This window comes from uncultured Polaribacter sp., assembly GCF_947503875.1.
Taxonomy (GTDB): Bacteria; Bacteroidota; Bacteroidia; order Flavobacteriales; family Flavobacteriaceae; genus Polaribacter.
This window is the reverse complement of sequence record NZ_CANNFH010000001.1, coordinates 547,018-566,419: the sequence shown is the minus strand read 5'-3', so window position 1 is coordinate 566,419 and position 19,402 is coordinate 547,018. Positions and strand designations below refer to the sequence as shown.

14 protein-coding genes are annotated in these 19,402 nt (G+C 29.7%); 3 read left to right on the top strand and 11 right to left on the bottom strand.

Annotation, left to right across the window (positions count from 1 at the left end):
* Window positions 1-9 precede the first annotated feature (9 nt).
* The 8 genes from Q0684_RS02495 to Q0684_RS02460 form a co-directional block, all read right to left on the bottom strand.
* The gene (locus tag Q0684_RS02495) at window positions 10-528 is read right to left on the bottom strand and encodes an SRPBCC family protein (protein WP_299012449.1); all 519 of its coding nucleotides are present in this window, start codon (window positions 526-528) and stop codon (window positions 10-12) included.
* Window positions 529-537: 9 nt separating this feature from the next.
* Window positions 538-1,470 (bottom strand): 1,4-dihydroxy-2-naphthoate octaprenyltransferase, encoded by a 933-nt coding sequence (gene menA / locus Q0684_RS02490; protein WP_299012448.1) that lies wholly within the window; start codon window positions 1,468-1,470, stop codon window positions 538-540.
* Entirely contained in the window at window positions 1,461-2,963 is a 1,503-nt protein-coding gene (locus tag Q0684_RS02485; RefSeq protein WP_299012447.1) for a PH domain-containing protein, read from the bottom strand. Before Q0684_RS02485 ends, menA begins: the two co-directional genes overlap by 10 nt.
* Window positions 2,956-3,468, bottom strand: coding sequence for a PH domain-containing protein (locus Q0684_RS02480; protein ID WP_299012446.1), 513 nt, complete (start codon window positions 3,466-3,468; stop codon window positions 2,956-2,958). The genes Q0684_RS02485 and Q0684_RS02480 overlap by 8 nt, the downstream gene beginning before the upstream one ends.
* Before the next feature lie 392 nt (window positions 3,469-3,860).
* Window positions 3,861-4,640 carry a (Fe-S)-binding protein gene (locus Q0684_RS02475; protein ID WP_299012445.1) on the bottom strand — a complete coding sequence of 260 codons (780 nt, stop codon included), beginning with the start codon at window positions 4,638-4,640 and terminating at the stop codon, window positions 3,861-3,863.
* Between the two features lie 72 nt (window positions 4,641-4,712).
* Complete coding sequence (locus Q0684_RS02470; protein ID WP_299012474.1) at window positions 4,713-6,029, bottom strand: (Fe-S)-binding protein; 1,317 nt, start codon at window positions 6,027-6,029, stop codon at window positions 4,713-4,715.
* A gap of 21 nt (window positions 6,030-6,050) precedes the next feature.
* Window positions 6,051-7,004, bottom strand: a complete 954-nt coding sequence (locus Q0684_RS02465; protein WP_299012444.1) for an MlaD family protein — start codon at window positions 7,002-7,004, stop codon at window positions 6,051-6,053.
* Between the two features lie 55 nt (window positions 7,005-7,059).
* Entirely contained in the window at window positions 7,060-8,124 is a 1,065-nt protein-coding gene (locus Q0684_RS02460) for an N-acetylmuramoyl-L-alanine amidase (protein ID WP_299012443.1), read from the bottom strand.
* Between the two features lie 176 nt (window positions 8,125-8,300).
* On the opposite strand from Q0684_RS02460, the gene Q0684_RS02455 reads away from it, so the two are divergent.
* Complete coding sequence (locus Q0684_RS02455; RefSeq protein ID WP_299012442.1) at window positions 8,301-10,955, top strand: putative LPS assembly protein LptD; 2,655 nt, start codon at window positions 8,301-8,303, stop codon at window positions 10,953-10,955.
* Window positions 10,956-11,052: 97 nt separating this feature from the next.
* Window positions 11,053-11,433, top strand: a complete 381-nt coding sequence (locus Q0684_RS02450; protein WP_299012441.1) for a RidA family protein — start codon at window positions 11,053-11,055, stop codon at window positions 11,431-11,433.
* 112 nt (window positions 11,434-11,545) lie between these two features.
* Here Q0684_RS02450 and gap read toward each other — a convergent pair whose 3' ends face one another.
* The 3 genes from gap to Q0684_RS02435 form a co-directional block, all read right to left on the bottom strand.
* Window positions 11,546-12,547, bottom strand: coding sequence for a type I glyceraldehyde-3-phosphate dehydrogenase (gap, locus tag Q0684_RS02445; protein WP_299012440.1), 1,002 nt, complete (start codon window positions 12,545-12,547; stop codon window positions 11,546-11,548).
* A 31-nt stretch (window positions 12,548-12,578) separates the two neighbouring features.
* Window positions 12,579-13,565 carry a 6-phosphofructokinase gene (gene pfkA, locus Q0684_RS02440; protein ID WP_299012473.1) on the bottom strand — a complete coding sequence of 329 codons (987 nt, stop codon included), beginning with the start codon at window positions 13,563-13,565 and terminating at the stop codon, window positions 12,579-12,581.
* Window positions 13,566-13,753: 188 nt separating this feature from the next.
* Window positions 13,754-18,121, bottom strand: a complete 4,368-nt coding sequence (locus Q0684_RS02435; protein ID WP_299012439.1) for a translocation/assembly module TamB — start codon at window positions 18,119-18,121, stop codon at window positions 13,754-13,756.
* A 239-nt stretch (window positions 18,122-18,360) separates the two neighbouring features.
* On the opposite strand from Q0684_RS02435, the gene tsaD reads away from it, so the two are divergent.
* Window positions 18,361-19,386, top strand: a complete 1,026-nt coding sequence (gene tsaD / locus Q0684_RS02430; protein WP_299012438.1) for a tRNA (adenosine(37)-N6)-threonylcarbamoyltransferase complex transferase subunit TsaD — start codon at window positions 18,361-18,363, stop codon at window positions 19,384-19,386.
* Window positions 19,387-19,402: the final 16 nt, after the last annotated feature.

Below are 19,402 nucleotides of genomic sequence, written 5' to 3'. Positions count from 1 at the left end.
ACTTTATTGCTATTTTGTTTCTTCTACAAAATCTTTAAAATTGTTTAAATACATTTGACTTTGTTCTTGAAACGTACCTTTAAAATAAGGAAAAATACAGGACACTATGTAAGAATCACTCTGGCATTTGGCATTCAGTGTTATTTTTGTTTTACCATTTTCTTCAGTAAAATTATAATCGTCTTTCTTAAGCATATTTTCTGCATCAAAAAAAAATGTAATTTTTTTATGAGGTACATACGCTAAAATTTTTTCAGACATGTTAATCTCTTGGTCGTTATTTTGTATTGTAATATTGTAAACACTTCCTGTAACGCCTGCATTTTTATTTACGGTTTCTATGGTTTTTATTTCAGGAATCCAATTTTTAGAACTTTCTACATCTGCAAATGCATTAAAAACAACCTCTGCAGGTTTATCTACAATCACACTAGCAGTATAATTGGTTTCTTTAACCACTAAACCTGTTGCTAAAAATAGGAGTGCAAAAACAGAAATAATAATTAAAATAATTTTTATTGTTTTCATAATTAATTTTTAAAAGATTGTATTTAAAACACTAAATAATATCGCAAATAAAAATGTACTTAATGCTACCTTTTTTAATTCTCCATCTAAAGCTGCTGGAATTTTATTTTTAGCTACGTTAACTATATTTTTAAGTAACGGTATAAAAGCAATCAAAAATACGAATTGATAAATGGATTTAAAATTTAAAACTGTGTAAATTAGCGCAGAAATTAAAGCACCAATTATTAAAAAATAATGGTACTTTTTAGCTTTAGAAAAACCCAATTTAACAACTAATGTATTTTTATTATTCTTTGCATCTTCTTCTCTATCTCTTAAATTATTTAAGTTTAAAACGGCTGTACTTAATAAACCCACAGCAACTGCGGGTAAAAATACTTGAACATTTACATTTTTGGTGTACAAAAAGTAACTACCAACCACGCTTAATAAGCCAAAAAACAGAAATACAAAAATATCTCCAAAGCCACTGTAACCATAAGCAGAATTACCAACCGTATATTTTATTGCAGCAACAATAGAGGCTACTCCCAAGCCAAAAAACAAAACTGAAAAACCAAAGTTATTACTACCAAAAGCCACATAAATTAAAAATAAAGCTATAATTAGAGTTACTAATGCAGTAATTATCATTGCTGTTTTCATTTGCTTTGGTGAAATGGCTCCTGAAGAAACCATGCGCGCCTCTCCTGTTCTATTTTTATCGGAACCTTTTATTCCATCTCCATAATCATTGGCAAAGTTTGATAGTACCTGAAAACCAATTGTTGTTAAAATGGACAACCAAAAAATTGGTGTTAACCAAACTGTAATTTTTACACTTCCTAAAGAAATAGAATTAAGAAATGCTACACCTAAATAAGAACCTACAATTATGCCAGAAATAGACAATGGTAATGTTCTTAATCGTGCTGCTTTTATGTAACTTTTTACATCCATGATTTTGTACTGCTTTCTACTTTAAATAATGTGTAATTATAAATATGCATTGCTTTTTCTATTGAAATACAAGGCAACTTTAATTTACCAGATGCCGTTTGAAACACCAAATCTGCCACACCTTTTCTTTCTTGAAAAATGGTTTGCTTTAATTTAATATTTTGTACTTTATAAAACGGCAAATAAGTTTGGTGTGTTTCTAAAATTCCTGAACCAATTACCATAATATCTTCAGTGCATTTAAAAACTCTTTTTTTGTAAAAAAAATGCGTTACAATTATATACACAGGAATAATTATAGCATTTACCCAAAAGGCATTATAATCTTCCATTCCAAAATAAAAAAGGATATTTAGTGGAACAAAAAATAAAAGTGAACGTATATAATTTCTATATTTTAAATAAATATTAGACTTTTGAAACGGAATTGCATCTATTTGAGCACTAAAATCTAACAACTCTTTAATTTGATTTACTTGGTTTGCTTTACAACCTACTATTCTTATAATTTTATCTAATTGTTTCTTTTTAACTTTACCACTTATTGCTTGTTTAAACGTAATAAATGAGATACCAAGTATTTTTTTAATAGGGTTTGTAGAAATTGTAATATGTTGAATTTTATTCTTTTTTAAAATTACAGTTTTCTTAGTAGTTAATCCCTGATAAATTTCTAACGCATTATTTTTAATATAAACAGTTAAATTAAAATGCTTAAAGACAACGCGAACAACTGAACTTAATACAGCAATTACAGTTAATAAAATTAATAAACCCACAATTAAAATTACGCTTGATTGTAAAGCAGATGTATTTTCTGATATATAATTATCTAACACTTCTTTTTTTCCTAAACCATCAAAAAGGTCTGTAATTTGTTGAAAAAATGTAATAAGCACCGCAAATAAAAGCAGTAAACTGTGGAAGTGATTTTCCGTTAGACTTACTTTAAGTAAGGCTGGGAAATTTATTTTTAAAAAAGGTTTTTCTGAAATGATTTCTTCAACTTTATTTTCTTTTTTCTGAGAGATTGTAACCGCATTTTTTAACGCTTTTGCATCTTTAAAAGATAAAGCTTTAATAGAAATTTCTGCTTTTGTAGAACCTGCAGTTTCTACATTAACCTCATGCACATTTATTATTTGCTGAATAATATTTTGTTTGAAATTAATGTTCTGAATTCTATCAAAAGGAATGGAAGTATTTGATTTTTTGAGTATTCCTTGTTTTAAAACAAAGTGTTCTTTGGCTATTTTAAATTGAAAATTCTTGTAAATTAAAAATGCCCTAATTAAAAAGAACACTAATAAAACTGCTATCCCTAAATAGATATAAGTAAAATGATTTTCTTGAATTTTAGAGAATCTTTGAGCTACCAATAAAAGTACTAACCAAGATGTTTTAAGAGCCTTGTATAATAAATTGGCATAAATTACAAGAATTCCTTTTTTAGATTGTTTCCTAAACTGACTAAAATCCGCTGTATTACCCATCTATTTTAGTACTGATGAATTCTTTAATTTTTATAGCATCTTCTTTTAAAATTCCTTTAATTTTTAAATCGTCACTAGAATCTCCTGCTGTGTAAACGCTTAAAGATGCTAATTTAAAAAATCTAGAGAATGGTCCTTGATCTATTTCTATATGTTGCACTCTATTAAAAGGTACAGAAGTAGTTTGTTTAAATAAAATACCGCTTTTGTAAGAAACATCTTTTTCTCTTACTGCATATTTTCTTTTTTTAAAACCTATAGCATACACCACATAAAAAAAACCAAACAAAATTGTAATACCAGCATATAAGTAGTATTTAAACCCCATCATTTCGTCTTGTAAATAATAGGTGGTAACTATAAACAAACTACATATAAATATCACAAAATAAATGGTAATATTTAAAAGAATTACATTTAAGTATTTTTTACTAATACTTACAAAATCAATTTTAGTAATATCAGGAAATGTAATTACTATATTGTTGTCAAATAAATTGGTCATATACCATTTTCTTCTTTTATTGCATCTGAAATTTTAATCTCAAAACTACCTCTTAAAGCTTGTACAAAAGCATTTGGATAGCGTTTTTTAACCACACTTTCATACGCTTTCGTAACCTTGTAAGTTTTAAACTCTCCTCGCCTTTATTTTATAAGGTTTTCATCTATATAAATAGAAATATTACGTAAGTTTTCTAAAGCTTTGTTTTTTCTTTTAAAAGTACCTATTTGAACTTTATAAACCAAAAGGTTTTGTTGTAATTTTGTTTTATTAGCAGGAGTACGATCAACAGAAACTGACCAATTTTTATGTATATTATGCTTGTTTTTGGCCATTGTAAAACAAGTAGCTCACGTAAAAAGTAGCACACCTAAATACTTCATTCTCTTCAATTATAAATTATTAGCTTGAGCAATTAGTTCTGCTATATCTTTAACAATAACACTATCTTCCTTCTCCTTAAATTTAATTCCATCTGTCATCATTGTATTACAATATGGGCAACCTGTAGCAATAATGTCTGGTTTGGTTTCTAAAGCATCTTCCGTTCTTAAGACATTTACTTCTTTATCACCTGCTTCTGCATCTTTAAACATTTGTGCACCTCCTGCTCCACAACACAATGCAGTTCTTTTATGGCGTTTCATTTCTGTTAGATTCACTCCTAACCTTCTTATTAAATCTCTGGGAGATTCATAAACTTCATTAGCTCTTCCTAAATAACATGGATCGTGAAACGTAACTCTTTTACCTTGTAAATTTTTATCATCTATTTTTAAACGTCCGTCTGCTATTAGCTTTTGTAAAAACTGTGTATGGTGTAAAACTTCATACTTACCTCCTAAACTTGGGTATTCATTTTTAAGAGTATTAAAAGAATGCGGATCGCAGGTAACAATCTTTTTTATTTCATAACCATTTAATACTTCAATATTCATCATGGCTTGCATTTGAAACAAAAATTCATTTCCCGATCTTTTTGCGGCATCTCCTGTTGAAGATTCTTCTGTACCTAAAACAGCAAAATCGACTTTAGCTTGATGTAATATTTTTACAAATGCTCTACTTATTTTTTTAGCCCTATCATCATAACTTCCAGCTGCGCCTACCCAAAATAATATTTCTGGTTGTTTGCCTTGAGCCATCATATCTGCCATTGTTGGTACTACCATAAATTACAAATTTTAAATTATAAATTATGAATTGTTATAATTCGTAATTGATAATTATTAATTAAAATTGTTTTACTCTTCATTGACCCAATTCAATCTATCTTGCTGATTGTATTGCCAAGGTGCACCATTGTTTTCTATATTGCTCATCATAGCATTTAATTCTTGTGGTGCTGCACTTTGCTCCATTACTAAATATCTTCTCATATCCATAATAATAGAAAGTGGGTCTATACTTACAGGACACTCTTCTACACAAGCATTACAACTTGTACATGCCCATAATTCTTCTGGCGAAATGTAATCGTTTAATAACTGTTTCCCATCGTCTTTAAAAGTGCCGTTATTTGCATCTATATTTCTACCAACCTCTTCTAAACGATCTCTAGTATCCATCATTATCTTACGAGGGGATAATTTTTTACCTGTTAAGTTTGCAGGACAAGCAGATGTACATCTACCGCACTCTGCACAAGTGTAAGCATTCATTAATTGCACCCAATTTAAATCTGTAACTTCAGATGCACCAAATTTCTCTGGTACTTCTTCTTCTGTTCCTGGTTCTGGATTTGCGTATGGATCTGCATTAGGATCCATCATTAATTTTACTTCTTTGGTAACTGATTCTAAATTATTAAACTGCCCTTTAGGATTTAAATTTGCAAAATAAGTATTGGGAAAAGCTAATAAGATGTGCAAATGCTTAGAGTAATACAGGTAATTTAAAAATACTAAAATTCCTAAAATATGAATCCACCACGCAGCTCTTTCTACCAGGTGCAAACTCTCTGCTGAAAAGTCACTAAACATTGGTGCTAAAAATTGACTAATAGGATTTCCTACTCCTGCTTGTTGAAAAGGTAGGTCTGTAGCATTCATGACTATAAACAGCGTCATTAAAACCATTTCGAAATACAAAATTAGGTTACCATCTTTTTTAGGCCAACCTTCCATTTCTTTGCTTAAAAATCGCTTAATATTTGCAACGTTTCTTCTTGTCCAGAAGATTACAACCGTAATAAAAACAAGTGCTGCTAAAATCTCAAAAGTACCAATTAAAAAACCGTAAAATGCATCACCTAAAAAGCCTTGAAAAACACGATGTGTGCCTAATAAACCATCAACAATAATTTCTAAAACTTCTATATTTATAATAATAAAACCAACGTAAACAATTACATGCAAAATACCAGAAAGAGGTCTTCTAACCATTTTGTATTGCCCCAAGGCAATTTTTAGCATGTTTTTTAAACGAATTGGTTTATTATCTGCTCTGTTTACGTCTTTACCTAAATTAATATTTCTTGTAAGTTTTTTAATGTTTCTCACAAAAAAACCAACACCGGCAATTAACGCAATTGCAAAAAGAATATTAGGTACAAACTGTATCATATAATTGTTTAAATAAAATTAGTTTTTCACTTCTGCTTCTTCTTTAAAAGGTTTACCCTTTTTCCCAAAGATAGAAAAATGAACATATCTTTTTGGGTTTAGCTTTAGATCTTTTAACAACTCTTCTAATTCTTTAGAAGCCGCCTCTAAATTATCGTACATCTTATCGTCATTGATTAACTTACCAACAGTACCATTATTAGAGTTTATTTTTTGAGATAACTGATTAAAATTATCTACCGCATTTTCTGCTTTATTGACAATATTTTTAAAGTTAACTGTTGCAATACTGTCTGATATTTTCTCGAAATTCTCAGTAATATTCTTTGTATTATCTACTGCAATTTTTAAGTTTTGCTTATTTTCATCAACAATACCATTTACAGAAATAATTGCATTTTTAAGTTGTTTTATGGTTAATGATAAATCTGCTATTGATTCATCTATTTCATTTACTGCCTTTTCATTTAAAATTTTATTTACGCTTGTAAATAAAGTATCTGCACTTACAATAACTTTTTCTAATTTCGCTTGCAGCGGATCTAAACGCTCACCTATAGAAGTAAATAAACTTTCTTCCATTTCGCCCATTAATGTATCTCCAGAAACAGCAGTTTCACCTTTATAACTAGGCACAATAGCCAAGTTAGAACCACTTAAAGGATTAGGGGAGTAAATTTGAACAACACTTTCTTTAGAAAACTCAAAATCGTTTTGCACACTAAAAGTTACTATCAAATGCCCTCTTGTAGCTTCGTTTGTATCAAACTCTATTTTATCTACGGTACCCACTTTTAATCCGTTTATAGTAACAGGGCTAGATTTTGCTAGGCCACCAATCTTTGGGTATTCTACTTTAAAAACTCTTGTACCACCATCAAACAAATTTTGTCCTTTCAGGAAATTAAAACCCCATAAAGAACAAATAATTATTAGCAATACTACAATTCCTGTTTTTAACTCTCTTGACATGTATAATTAATTTAGATACAAAATTACTAATATTTTCCTTTAGAAAGTATTAATATTACTTCGTTTTTAATGCTTCTTTTAAAGAAATTTTTTCTCCATTTTTAAAAGCAACAATAAAGGCAGTTTTATATCCTTTTGCTTTTGCTTTTTTTAATGATTTTTGAACCTCTTTATATACGCCAGAATTGCCAAAGTAATATTTAAAATAAGAATCTACAGCTACCCTTTCTACATTTTTTAAACCTTTAAAGTTATACGATTTTGTAGCTAACTTGGTTTTACTAGATGCCAATTGTACTTTATAAACAATTGCATTTTGATTTACAGGCTTTGCTGAATTTTGATCTGCAACTGTATTTAATTTTAGGTTATTGATATACTTATAAATAGCGTCTGCTACTGCTTTTGCCATTTCTTGTTGCCCTTTTTTAGAATTTAAATATCTCCCTTCTCTTTTATTTGTTAAAAAACCTAATTCTACCAAAACGCTTGGCATAATCGTTTCTCTTAGTACCTGAAAATTATCTTGTTTTACTTTACGGTCGTTCCTTTTTAACTTAAAAGCAAAGTTTGTTTGAATAAGACTGGCTAAAACTAAGCTTTTATCTAAATTTTCTTCTTGCAAAAGCGATAAACCAATAACAGACTCTGCTGAGTTAGGATCGAAACCTTTATAACGTTTTTCAAAATTATCTTCTAATAAAATAGAAGCATTTTCTCTTTTTGCAATTTCTAAATTCTTTTTATTACCTCTTAAACCCAACACAAAAGTTCCTGCACCGTACGCATTAGAAGTATGAGAATCGCAATGAATAGAAACAAATAAATCTGCCTTTGCGTGGTTTGCAATATCTCCCCTTTTCCATAAATCTATAAAAACATCTGTGTGCCTAGTATAAATTACTTTTACATCTTTTTTATTATTTAACAAATTACCAATGGCTAAAGCTACTTTTAAGACAATACTTTTCTCTTTATAACCGTTACCTGTATTACCAGGATCTTTGCCACCATGACCTGCATCTATTACAACTACATATTTTTTTTGCGCAAAAAAATGGTTTGTATTGCAAAATAAAAAGCAAGTAAATGCAAAGAATAAGAGAAATTTATTTTTCAATATATTTTTGTGGATTTGTTGGGATTGCATCAATAAAATTTAACTAATTTTGAAATCTAAAATATGAAACTTCAAATATTGAGCCATATTTATATATTTACACAAAAATAGTATTTAAAGCGTTGCAAACAAATCTATCATACATACTTTTATTTTGTTGCTACTTTTTTATAAAGTTGGGGTATTCCCAAGATATAAAACCAGATAAAAAAATTACAATTCCTGCAAAAAAGAAAGACTCTGTAATTGCGAGTGTAAAAGCTACACCTAAAAAATTAGATACTCTTTTACTCAAAAAAAAGGACACAATTAAAAGAGATTCTATAAAGCCTAAAGAAACTATTGAAGATTTAATTACACATGTAGCTACAGATTACACCATACAAAATGCCAAAACTAAAAAAGTAACTCTTTATAATGAGGCAAATATTAAATATACAGATATCGATCTAAAAGCAGGTATTATAATTGTAGATTATACCAAAAATACACTTTTTGCAAAAGGAATTATAGATAGTACTGGTTATGTACAAAAACCAATTTTTAGGCAAGGTTCAGAAGAATCTGAACAAGATTCTATTATCTATAATTTTAAAAGTAAGAAAGCAATTATTTATGGCTTAAAAACCAAACAGGGTGAAATGTTTACTTACGGAGAAAAAACCAAACGTGTAAACGATTCTACAATTTATGTAAGAAAAATTAGGTTTACCACTTCAGAAAAAAAGAATCCTGATTATTATATAGGCACAAATAAGGCCAAAATTGTACCCGGAAAAAAAATAATTGTTGGTGGTAGTCAGTTGTACATTGTTGATATTCCTACTCCTTTATTTATACCCTTTGCCTATTTTCCTATTACAGAAACTAGTGTTTCTGGCTTTTTAGTTCCCGCTTTTGACACGGGAAGTAGCGACAGAGGAATTGGTTTTCAGAACGGAGGATACTACTTTGCTATTAGTGATTATGTAGATTTAGGTATAACTGCTGATGTTTTTTCTAATGGTAGTTGGGGTTTACGAGCAAATTCTAATTATAACAAAAGATATCGATTTAATGGAGCTTTTAACTTTAATTTTGAAAACAATATAAGTGGTATCAGAGGTTTTGATGATTTTAGAAAATCTAATAACTTTAATATCAGGTGGAGTCATAATCAAGATGCAAAAGCCAGTCCAAATTCGAGGTTTACAGCCTCTGTTAACTTAGGTAGTAGTCGTTTTTTTAGAGAATCTCAAAATCAATTTAATATTGCGCAAACACAAACCAACTCTTTTAACTCTTCTGTAAATTATAATAAAACTTTTGTTGGCACACCTTTTAACTTAAATGTTACAGCAACCCATCAACAAAACACAAATACAGAGCAAATTACAATGACCTTACCGTCTTTAAATTTAAATATGAATAGAGTTTATCCGTTTGCAGGTAAAAACGGAGTTCAAAAAAACCCTATTCAAAAATTAGGCTTTAATTATACTTTAGATGGGCAATATTTAATAAACACTACAGATGACGATTTTTTAACAGCTAAAATGTTTGAAACTGCCAGAGCAGGAATGCAACATAGAACAGGTACCAATACAAATTTTAAGGCTTTTAGGTATTTTACGGTTTCACCTAGTATTAATTATGAGGAAGTTTGGCAATTTGATTACATACAAAAAGAATACGATGCCACTAGAAATGTAGTTGTTACAGATACCTTAAGAGGTTTTAAAAGTTTTAGAGAGTACAATACAGGTGTAAGTTTAGCTACTAATATTTACGGTACATTCCCCTTTAAAAAGGGAAGATTAAAAGGGATTAGACATACCTTTAGACCTTCTATTTCTTATTCTTATAGACCAGATTTTGAAGCGCAACATATACGCCGTGTAAGATCTGGTAATAACCCAGATGATTTTGAGGAGTACACACCTTTTGACCAAGGTATTTTTGGCAGACCAGGAGCAGGTGTTAGTAATTCTATTGGTATTACTTTAAACAATGTTTTAGAGGCAAAAATGGCACCCAAAGACCCAGACAGTGATGAAGAAGACGAAAAAATCACCATTTTAAACAACTTAAACTTTAATTCTAACTACAATATTGCTGCAGATAGTTTGCGTTGGGCTCCTGTTACTTTTTCTGCAGGTACAAGGCTTTTTAAGAATAAATTAGCTATAAATTTAAATGGTACTTTAGACCCTTATAAAGTGGTTGCTTCTAGTTCTGGTGCTCCTATTAGAATTAATCAATTTAACTCTGGTATTTTTAGGCTTGCTAATGCAAATTTAAGTGCCAATTACTCCATTTCTAGTGCAGATTTTAAAAAAGATGGAAACAAAAAAGAAAAAGAAAATAGAGACCCAAACAATACTACAGATGTTATTGGTGCAAATATAGATCCTACCAATCGTTTTGCGAATAGAAACCAATTAGGGGGAGGACCAAACACAAATCAAAATCAAGACGAAGAGAAAGATAAAACAGCTAAATTGTATAATGCTACCATACCTTGGTCTGTTAATTTGGCATACTCTACAAATTTTAGAAATAATGGTTTAGATGGCGGAGAAATAGGTGTGCACAGTATTGTTTTTAGCGGAAACCTAGATTTATCTCCGAAATGGAAATTGGGTTATTCCTCTGGTTACGACTTTAAAAATGGTGCTTTTACATTCTCTAGATTTAATTTCTCTAGAGATTTAGATAGCTGGAATTTTAATTTTAATTGGGTTCCGTTTGGTAATAATTCTTCTTACACCTTTTTTATTGGTGTAAAATCTTCTGTTCTACAAGATTTAAAATGGGAAAAAATTAGACCTCCGGATAGAAGGTTGTTTTAATTTATGCTGTTTACTAAAAAGAATAAATAAAATTATTTATTTTAACTAAGCCGCAAAAACGAAACTTTGAAACTTTGAAACTTTGAAACTAAAAAAAATGAAAAAAATAATTACAACAGAAAATGCACCTGCACCAATAGGACCTTATAACCAAGCTATTTTAAGTGGAAATACACTTTATACTTCTGGTCAAATAGCGATTAACCCAAAAAATGGGGAATTGGTTTTAGATTCTATTGAAGCAGAAACAAAGCAAGTTATGGAAAACTTGAAAGAAGTTTTAGCAGCAGCAGGTATGACTTTTGAACACATTATTAAAACGTCCATTTTTATTGCAGACATGCATAATTTTAGCAAAATAAATGCAGTTTATGGAGAATATTTTAATGAAGCCACAGCACCTGCCAGAGAAACGGTAGAAGTTGCCAATTTACCCAAATTTGTTAATGTAGAAATTAGTGCAATTGCTGTAAAGTAAACTTTTGGACTTTTAGATTATTAGATAGTTAGATAGTTAGATTGTTAGATAAAACTAAAAAACCTGATAGAAATAAATCTATCAGGTTTATTATTGATTTTTTTTTAAAATACTATAAAGTATCTGCATATTCAATTAAATCTACAATTTTAGTAGAATAACCTATTTCATTATCATACCAAGAAACAACTTTTACAAAGTTATCATTTAATGCAATACCTGCTTTAGCATCAAAAATAGAAGTTCTTGTATCTCCAACAAAATCTTGAGAAACTACTAAATCTTCCGTATATCCTAAAACACCTTTCATTGGTCCGCTTTCAGAGGCTGCTTTCATAGCTGCACAGATAGCTTCATAAGATGCTGGCTTTTCTAATTTAACAGTTAAATCTACCACAGAAACATCCATAGTTGGTATTCTAAATGCCATACCTGTTAATTTACCATTCATAGCTGGTATAACTTTTCCTACTGCTTTTGCAGCTCCTGTAGAAGAAGGTATAACGTTACCAATTGCAGAACGTCCACCTCTCCAATCTTTCATAGAAGGTCCATCTACTGTTTTTTGTGTTGCTGTTGCAGCATGTACAGTTGTCATTAATCCTTCTACAATACCAAAGTTATCATTTAATACCTTTGTAATTGGCGCTAAACAGTTTGTTGTACAAGATGCGTTAGAAAAAATCTTTTGGTCGGCCTTTAACTCTGTATTATTTACACCCATTACAAACATTGGTGTATGGTCTTTAGATGGTGCAGATAAAACTACTTTTTTTGCTCCTGCTTCTAAATGCTTTCCTGCTAATTCTTCTGTTAAGAAAAATCCTGTTGACTCAATTACGTAATCAACTCCTACCTCATCCCACTTTAAATCTGCTGGGTTTCTTTCTGCTGTAATTCTAATTTCATTTCCGTTTACAACTAATTTACCACCTTTTACATCTACAGTTCCATCAAACTTACCATGAACTGAATCATACTTTAACATATATGCTAAATAATCTACATCTAGTAAATCGTTAATTGCTACTACTTGTACATTTGATCTGCTTACTGTAGATCTAAATGCTAATCTACCAATTCTACCAAATCCGTTAATTCCTACTTTTATCATTTTTAAAACTTTTATTTACTATTACTTAATTTTACGTTGTCATTATATCAGAAACTCTTAAAAGTTCTTGATTTATAGAGTGTCCTCCTTTAATTGCTTCTGCAATACTTGTGCTTATCACTTCGTTATCTTTTAAACCTACCATTAAATTGGTTTTTCCGTCTAAAATCAATTCCACAGCTTTTACACCCAACCTACTTGCCAAAACCCTATCAAAACAAGATGGAGAACCACCTCTTTGCATATGACCTAAAACAGAAACTCTAACATCATATTCTGGTAAATTTTCCTCTACGTATTCTGCTAATTGGTACACATTTCTTCCAGATTTATCTCCTTCTGCAACTACAACAATACTAGATGATTTACCAGTTCTTCTACTCTTTTTTAAAGATTCTAGCATTCTATTTAAACCTAAATTTTCTTCTGGTATTAAAATTTCTTCTGCACCTGCCCCAACACCTGCATTTAAAGCAATAAAACCAGCATCTCTACCCATTACTTCTACAAAAAACAACCTGTTATGAGAAGATGCAGTATCTCTAATTTTATCTATAGCTTCTACGGCGGTATTTAATGCTGTGTCATAACCTAATGTGTGCGAAGTTCCAAAAATATCATTATCAATAGTTCCTGGAATTCCTATTACAGGAAAATTATATTCTTCATTAAATATTACAGCTCCTGTAAAAGAACCATCTCCACCAATTACAACCATGGCTTCAATATCATTTTCTTTTAAATGCTCATAAGCTTTAGCCCTTCCTTCTTTAGTTCTAAATTCTTTAGACCTAGCAGATTTTAGAATGGTACCACCTTTATTAATTATATTATTTACGCTTCTTGCCGTTAATTCTATAAAATCACCTTCTATTAAACCTTCATACCCTCTATAAATACCAACACAACTAACTCTGTAATAAGCACATGCTCTAACTACAGAACGTATAGCTGCATTCATTCCAGGAGAATCGCCTCCTGAAGTCATTACTCCTATTTTTTTTATTTTCTTCATAATTATCTTGGTAAAATTACAGTATTTTAAAGACTTAAAATAATAAAACTACGAAAACGTTTTAGCCTTTGAAAGCGTATAAAAAGCGTATTTTTAAGTAAAAATTCAATATTTTACTTTAGTAAAATAGATTGTAAATATTTTAGAGTAGAAATCTAATTTTTCTTGAATAAAAGAAGTATAAATTTTTCTTAATTTCCTTCGAAATTATTAATTTCTTCTTCTTTTCTAATGGGTTTATTTTTAGGAATTTCTTTTTTAGACGCTGTTTTGTCTTTTTTGTTGATGCCTATTTTTTGCAATAAACCTGCAAGCGTATTAAAATTAACTTGGTAAGATAAACCAATACCTTGCGTATAACCTTGGTCTTCTATAGTATACTGTATTTCATTTTGTCTATTAAAAATAACCCATCTAAAATTACCTTCTTTGTTTAAAAGCACCTCTACTTTTACTTCGCCAATAACACTAGATTGAGTTTGCGTACCAACAGGCACACCAACTTTTCCATTAATAATTACTCTATCACTAACTTGTGTACTTACAGATAAATCTACTTGATTGTCTATGTTTAGCCTTTCAATATCATTATCTGTCTGACCTTGTTGATAATCTACACCCAATTGAAACTTACTATCTGGACTATTTAAAAGGTTAGAAAATGCACCTGCAATTGCACTTGATGCTGTATTTGCTATTTGGTCTGTTGCATTAAAATTAACTCGATCTGGATTTACAAAATTACCAAAGGCTAATAAAGATATAAACTGAGTCGTTTTTTCATTAACATTGTTATCATTTAAAATAAACTCTAATTCACTAGCAATAGTGGGATCTACATTTGTTAATAAAATATCTAATTCTTGTTTAGAGTTAAATAAACCACCAGAAATTCTTGCTACCAAATCTACCTCGATATTTCTATTAGAGTTAAAATTCTCTAATAAAACACCAGGATTGGCTTTGGCTTTATAAACTGCAGTTACATCTAAATTTGCGTTTGCAGGATCTCCGTTCCAAGAAACGGTACCTCCTTTTTGTATCACAAAAGGCTTATTTACAATACCACCATACTTAAAATCATAAACACCACTACTTACAACATAATCTCCATACATATTAAATTTACCCCTAGTGTCTATTTCTATTTGTAAATTACCAGAACCTTTACCCGATAATTGGCTGCCGTAAACCTCATCTATAACCACTTGCGCAACTGCACTTGATGTTACCTCTAAACCAATATTAAGAGACAATCCTTTTAGAGCTTGTAAGGCAACTTCATCTTGCCTTTCTTCTACCACAGTTTGCTCTGTTTTAAAATGAATTAAACTGTAACTATCTACAGTTTCTACGTCTTTTAAAGGCAACACAAAAATGGTTCCTGGCATTGTTTTCGCCTTTATATCTATGGTTAATCTATCTGTTAAACCATAAATATCTGCTGTACCATCTATAAAGGCACTACCATAATACAAGGCTTCTTCTGTATTTTCTGTATCTAAAACTAACAGATTATCACTTTCTATATTTAAATCTAAATACCATTGTTTAAAATCTAAATGTGAAATGTTACCATTTAAAAAACCCTTTGTTTTTCTTTTAGAATCTAGTAATTTAAAATTCTCTAAAATAAAAGACTGCTGTAAAAGTGTGATCTCAGACTCGCCTTCAAAATCGTAATCTACATTTAAATAAGGAAACTTTAAGCCAGCGTTTTTTAATTTTAAAACACCATCCATATCTGGGTTGCGCAGAAAACCTCTTAGCGTAAAATTACCAGATGCACTTCCTCTTAAAGAGGATAACACATCTTGACCAAGAGGACTAAATGCATTGAGTTGAAATTCTTCTAAAAGCACTTCTAAGTCTATAATTGGTCTTTCTGCAGAAAAATCTAACAAACCATTTGCTGCAATACTTTTTACAGATTCGTTTTCTATAGATAAATCTACATCATAAGTCTTATAAGAATTTTGTCCTTTTATATTTAAAGATAAATCTCCTTGTTTAAAATTATTAATTTCAAAATCTTTTATGGTTAAATTGGCCTCTGGTTTATAGTTCCCTTCTTTTTGAATAAAATCTAAATGACCAGAAAGTTGTCCTTTTAATGCTAAACTGTCTATTTCTGGTAAAAAGCTTTGTAAATTTACTTTGGTAAAATCTGCAAGTAGAACTTTTTCTTGGGTTCCTTTTAAACTTCCTGTAAATTCTATTTCTTGGGCTCCTGAAATTAATTTAAATTGACTAAAATTAAACTCATTGGCATTTAAATCGAAAGTGATTTTATCTGTATTGGTAACATCAGGATTAATATTCCAAGTATTTTCTTTAAATATGAATGATGATTCTTCGAAACCTACTACAGATTTTCCTTCAGAATTAAAAGTGTAGAAAAAATCTAAATTAAAATTTTCATTCTTCTTTTTTCCTCCTTCAAATTCAGATTTAAAGAATAAAGTATCATTTCTGTTGATATTAATTAACTTTAACTTAGAAACCTTATAATAATCTGTATTTACCTCTTTGGCAGACAAAAAGGTATTATAAATAGGGTTTTTATTATCGGTTCTTAAAATAATATCTTCGATTTCATTTTTTAAATAAGCAACTTTAGGCGAACTTAAATTCAAACGAAATAAATTTTTATCCGAATTAATTTTACCTTTAATTTTGGTATTATTATCAATAAAAATATCCGGAAAAAAAACATTTACCACCTGATTGTAGATTTCAAAATTAAAATCTAAAAACTGATTTGGAGAAACCGCATAAGGTTTGTAGTTGGTATATACACTACTCAAAGCATTTTGTGCTACTTTAGGCAAATCTGAAAAATAAAATTTACCCGCTATTTTACCATCTACAATATCTTTAGAAGTTACCGCTATTGTTTTTATACTGTCTTTTAATGATGATGAAACAATAAATTCCTTAAAAGCATACTCTTGCTCTTGATTGGTATAAAACACCTTGTTAAAAACCGCTTTTCCTATAATATTATCTAAAGTGTTCCCCTCTATATCTACAGCTATATCTGCTTTTAAAACTGCAGTACTGTCTCTTGTAAATAAATTGGTTTCTTTAAGGTTTAAATAAGCAATATTAGATTTAAAATCAAACTTATGTGTTGTAGATGATAGGTCTGCTAAACCGTTAAATTTCATTTTAAAATTAGCATCATCTATGACCAAATCACCATCAAATTTATTGTTTTGATATCTTCCATTAGTAACAATATTTTGATAGGTATATTCTTTAAAATTTAAGGCACTAATAGTACCAATAAACGCAGTATTTATATTGTTTAAAGTAAAACCACTTCCATTTACATCTCCTTTTAAAGAAACCAATCCAAAAAGCGGATTGTTAAAAAAGGCGCCCATATCAAAATCAGTCAACTCTAAATCACCAATATAAGAGGCGTTGTCTATATTATTAATGTTATCTATTTCTAAATCTGAAACAATAGTACCAATTTTAGAACGCAAAGCAATTGCAGCGCTTATTTGTGTTGGGGTTAATCTTACATTTCCTTTGGCTGTAAACCTGCCAAATTTAGAAAACTCAGATGGTAAGGTGTTTCCTAAAACATTTGGTAAAATATTTTTTAGCTCTGCATAAGAAGCAGATAAATTTCTTAGTTTTCCGTCAAAAACAAAACCTCTTTTCGTATTTACTGCATTTACAAAAGATAAATTACCAATAACTTTAATTCCTTTTCTGGTTTTTAAATTAAGATTACGCAAATCAAAATTATTTAGTGTTCCGTTTAGTTTTCCATTAAAAAAAATCACATCATTCCCGCTTAACTCTGTATAAAACTTTTTTAAATCTGTTATCTTAATTTTACTTTTAGTGAAGTTAGCGGTTATTTTTACATTATCTGTAAATTTTGCTAAATCCCCTTTGTTGTAGTTAAAAACAATATTTGCATTAAGATCTGATTTTTCGGTCTTTAACAAGGTATTCTCAAAATTCATTTTAGTATTAGTATAGGCATAATCTGTAGTTAAATTATTAACAACAATACCTTGATTGGTTTTAAAATGCAATCCTCTTGTTTTAGCTTCAAAATTAGCACCGTTAATTGCCAAATCTTGCACATTACCACCAATATTTACCGCAGAAAAAATTAACGGTTTTTGGTTATTTTCATTTATAATTTTAAAATCTAGATTTTGCACATAAATATTATCTGCCTTTAATACAAATGGTGGTGCTAAAGAATCTTTGGGTTTATTGGTAACAAAGCTTTGCAGAAAAACAGAAATGTTGTTCTGTTTTTCACCTTTGTGTGTTTTCATGTAGTAAGAAGCATCACTTAAAATAACGTCTCCTAAAAGCACCTGCTTATCTAAAACTTTTTTTGCGCTTAAAAGAGAAGTTGATAGTTTGTTTACAAAAATTAAAGTGTCTTTGTGGTGGTCTTTAATTTGAACATCTTTCAATTGAACACTGCCTAATAAAGACAAGTTTATTTTACCAATAGCTAAATTAGCACCATATTCTTCATTAATTTTACCAGTAGCATAATTACCTAATTTTGTTTGCACAAAAGAAGTAGATAACAACAAACTCAACAACAGCAAAAAGAGTATAAAATACCCTATAAGTTTTACTGTTTTGTATGCAAAAGTTTTAATAACGCTTTTTTTTAAATTGATGATTTGTTTCTCTTTAAGAAGCAAAAACATTGCCAAGTAACACAAAGAACGTGCAAATTTACCAAAGAATTATATTTCTATTCTAAAAAAAGAAAAATCAACCTAAATTTATTTCTATTTTTGCCCCAATGAAAACACCTATATATATTTTAGGAATAGAATCTTCTTGTGATGATACTAGTGCATCTGTTATTTGCGATGCTAAAGTACTAAGCAATGTAGTGGCTAACCAAGAAGTGCACGCAAAATACGGTGGTGTTGTGCCAGAATTGGCATCAAGAGCCCATCAGCAAAACATAGTACCTGTAGTACAACAAGCGTTAAAACAAGCAAAAATTAACAAAGAACAATTATCTGGAATCGCTTTTACAAAAGGACCAGGTTTAATGGGTTCTCTTTTAGTGGGCACTTCTTTTGCCAAATCGTTAGCAATTGGTTTAAATGTTCCTTTATTGGCTGTTAATCATATGCAAGCGCATATTTTAGCGCATTTTATTAATGAAGAAGATAGTAAAACACCTCCTTTTCCTTTTATATGCTTAACAATTAGTGGTGGTCATACCCAAATTGTAAAGGTTTCTAATTATTTTGAAATGGAAATTTTAGGAGAAACTATAGATGATGCTGTTGGAGAAGCTTTTGATAAGTCTGCTAAAATTTTAGGTTTGCCTTATCCTGGTGGCCCTTTAATAGACAAATATGCACAACTTGGTAACCCAAAAGCGTTTGCATTTACCAAACCTAAAGTAGGTGATTTAGATTTTAGTTTTAGTGGTTTAAAAACAGGAATTTTATATTTTATTCAAAAGCAACAGAAAATAAACCCAAATTTTATAACAGAGAATTTAAATGATATTTGTGCTTCTATTCAATATACAATTGTTGAAATTTTAATGGAAAAATTAAAAAATGCCGTTAAAAAAACAGGTGTCAAACATATTGCAATTGCTGGTGGAGTATCTGCAAATTCTGAAATAAGAAAAAGGTTAGCACTTGCTCAAAAACATTTTGGATGGACTACCTACATTCCTAAGTTTGAATATACCACAGATAATGCAGCCATGATTGCAATTACTGGTTATTTAAAATTTTTAAACAATGAGTATTCTAATACAAATGTTACTGCCAAAGCAAGATTAAAAGTTACAGAATAACTAATTACAAGCACTA

Bases quoted from the DNA above. Each gene is read 5' to 3' on its own strand.
- gap (WP_299012440.1), bottom strand. From the start codon at position 12,547: ATGATAAAAGTAGGAATTAACGGATTTGGTAGAATTGGTAGATTAGCA.
- Q0684_RS02475 (WP_299012445.1), bottom strand. From the start codon at position 4,640: ATGGTAGTACCAACAATGGCAGATATGATGGCTCAAGGCAAACAACCA.
- Q0684_RS02485 (WP_299012447.1), bottom strand. From the start codon at position 2,963: ATGGGTAATACAGCGGATTTTAGTCAGTTTAGGAAACAATCTAAAAAA.
- Q0684_RS02450 (WP_299012441.1), top strand. From the start codon at position 11,053: ATGAAAAAAATAATTACAACAGAAAATGCACCTGCACCAATAGGACCT.
- Q0684_RS02495 (WP_299012449.1), bottom strand. From the start codon at position 528: ATGAAAACAATAAAAATTATTTTAATTATTATTTCTGTTTTTGCACTC.
- menA (WP_299012448.1), bottom strand. From the start codon at position 1,470: ATGGATGTAAAAAGTTACATAAAAGCAGCACGATTAAGAACATTACCA.
- Q0684_RS02465 (WP_299012444.1), bottom strand. From the start codon at position 7,004: ATGTCAAGAGAGTTAAAAACAGGAATTGTAGTATTGCTAATAATTATT.
- tsaD (WP_299012438.1), top strand. From the start codon at position 18,361: ATGAAAACACCTATATATATTTTAGGAATAGAATCTTCTTGTGATGAT.
- Q0684_RS02480 (WP_299012446.1), bottom strand. From the start codon at position 3,468: ATGACCAATTTATTTGACAACAATATAGTAATTACATTTCCTGATATT.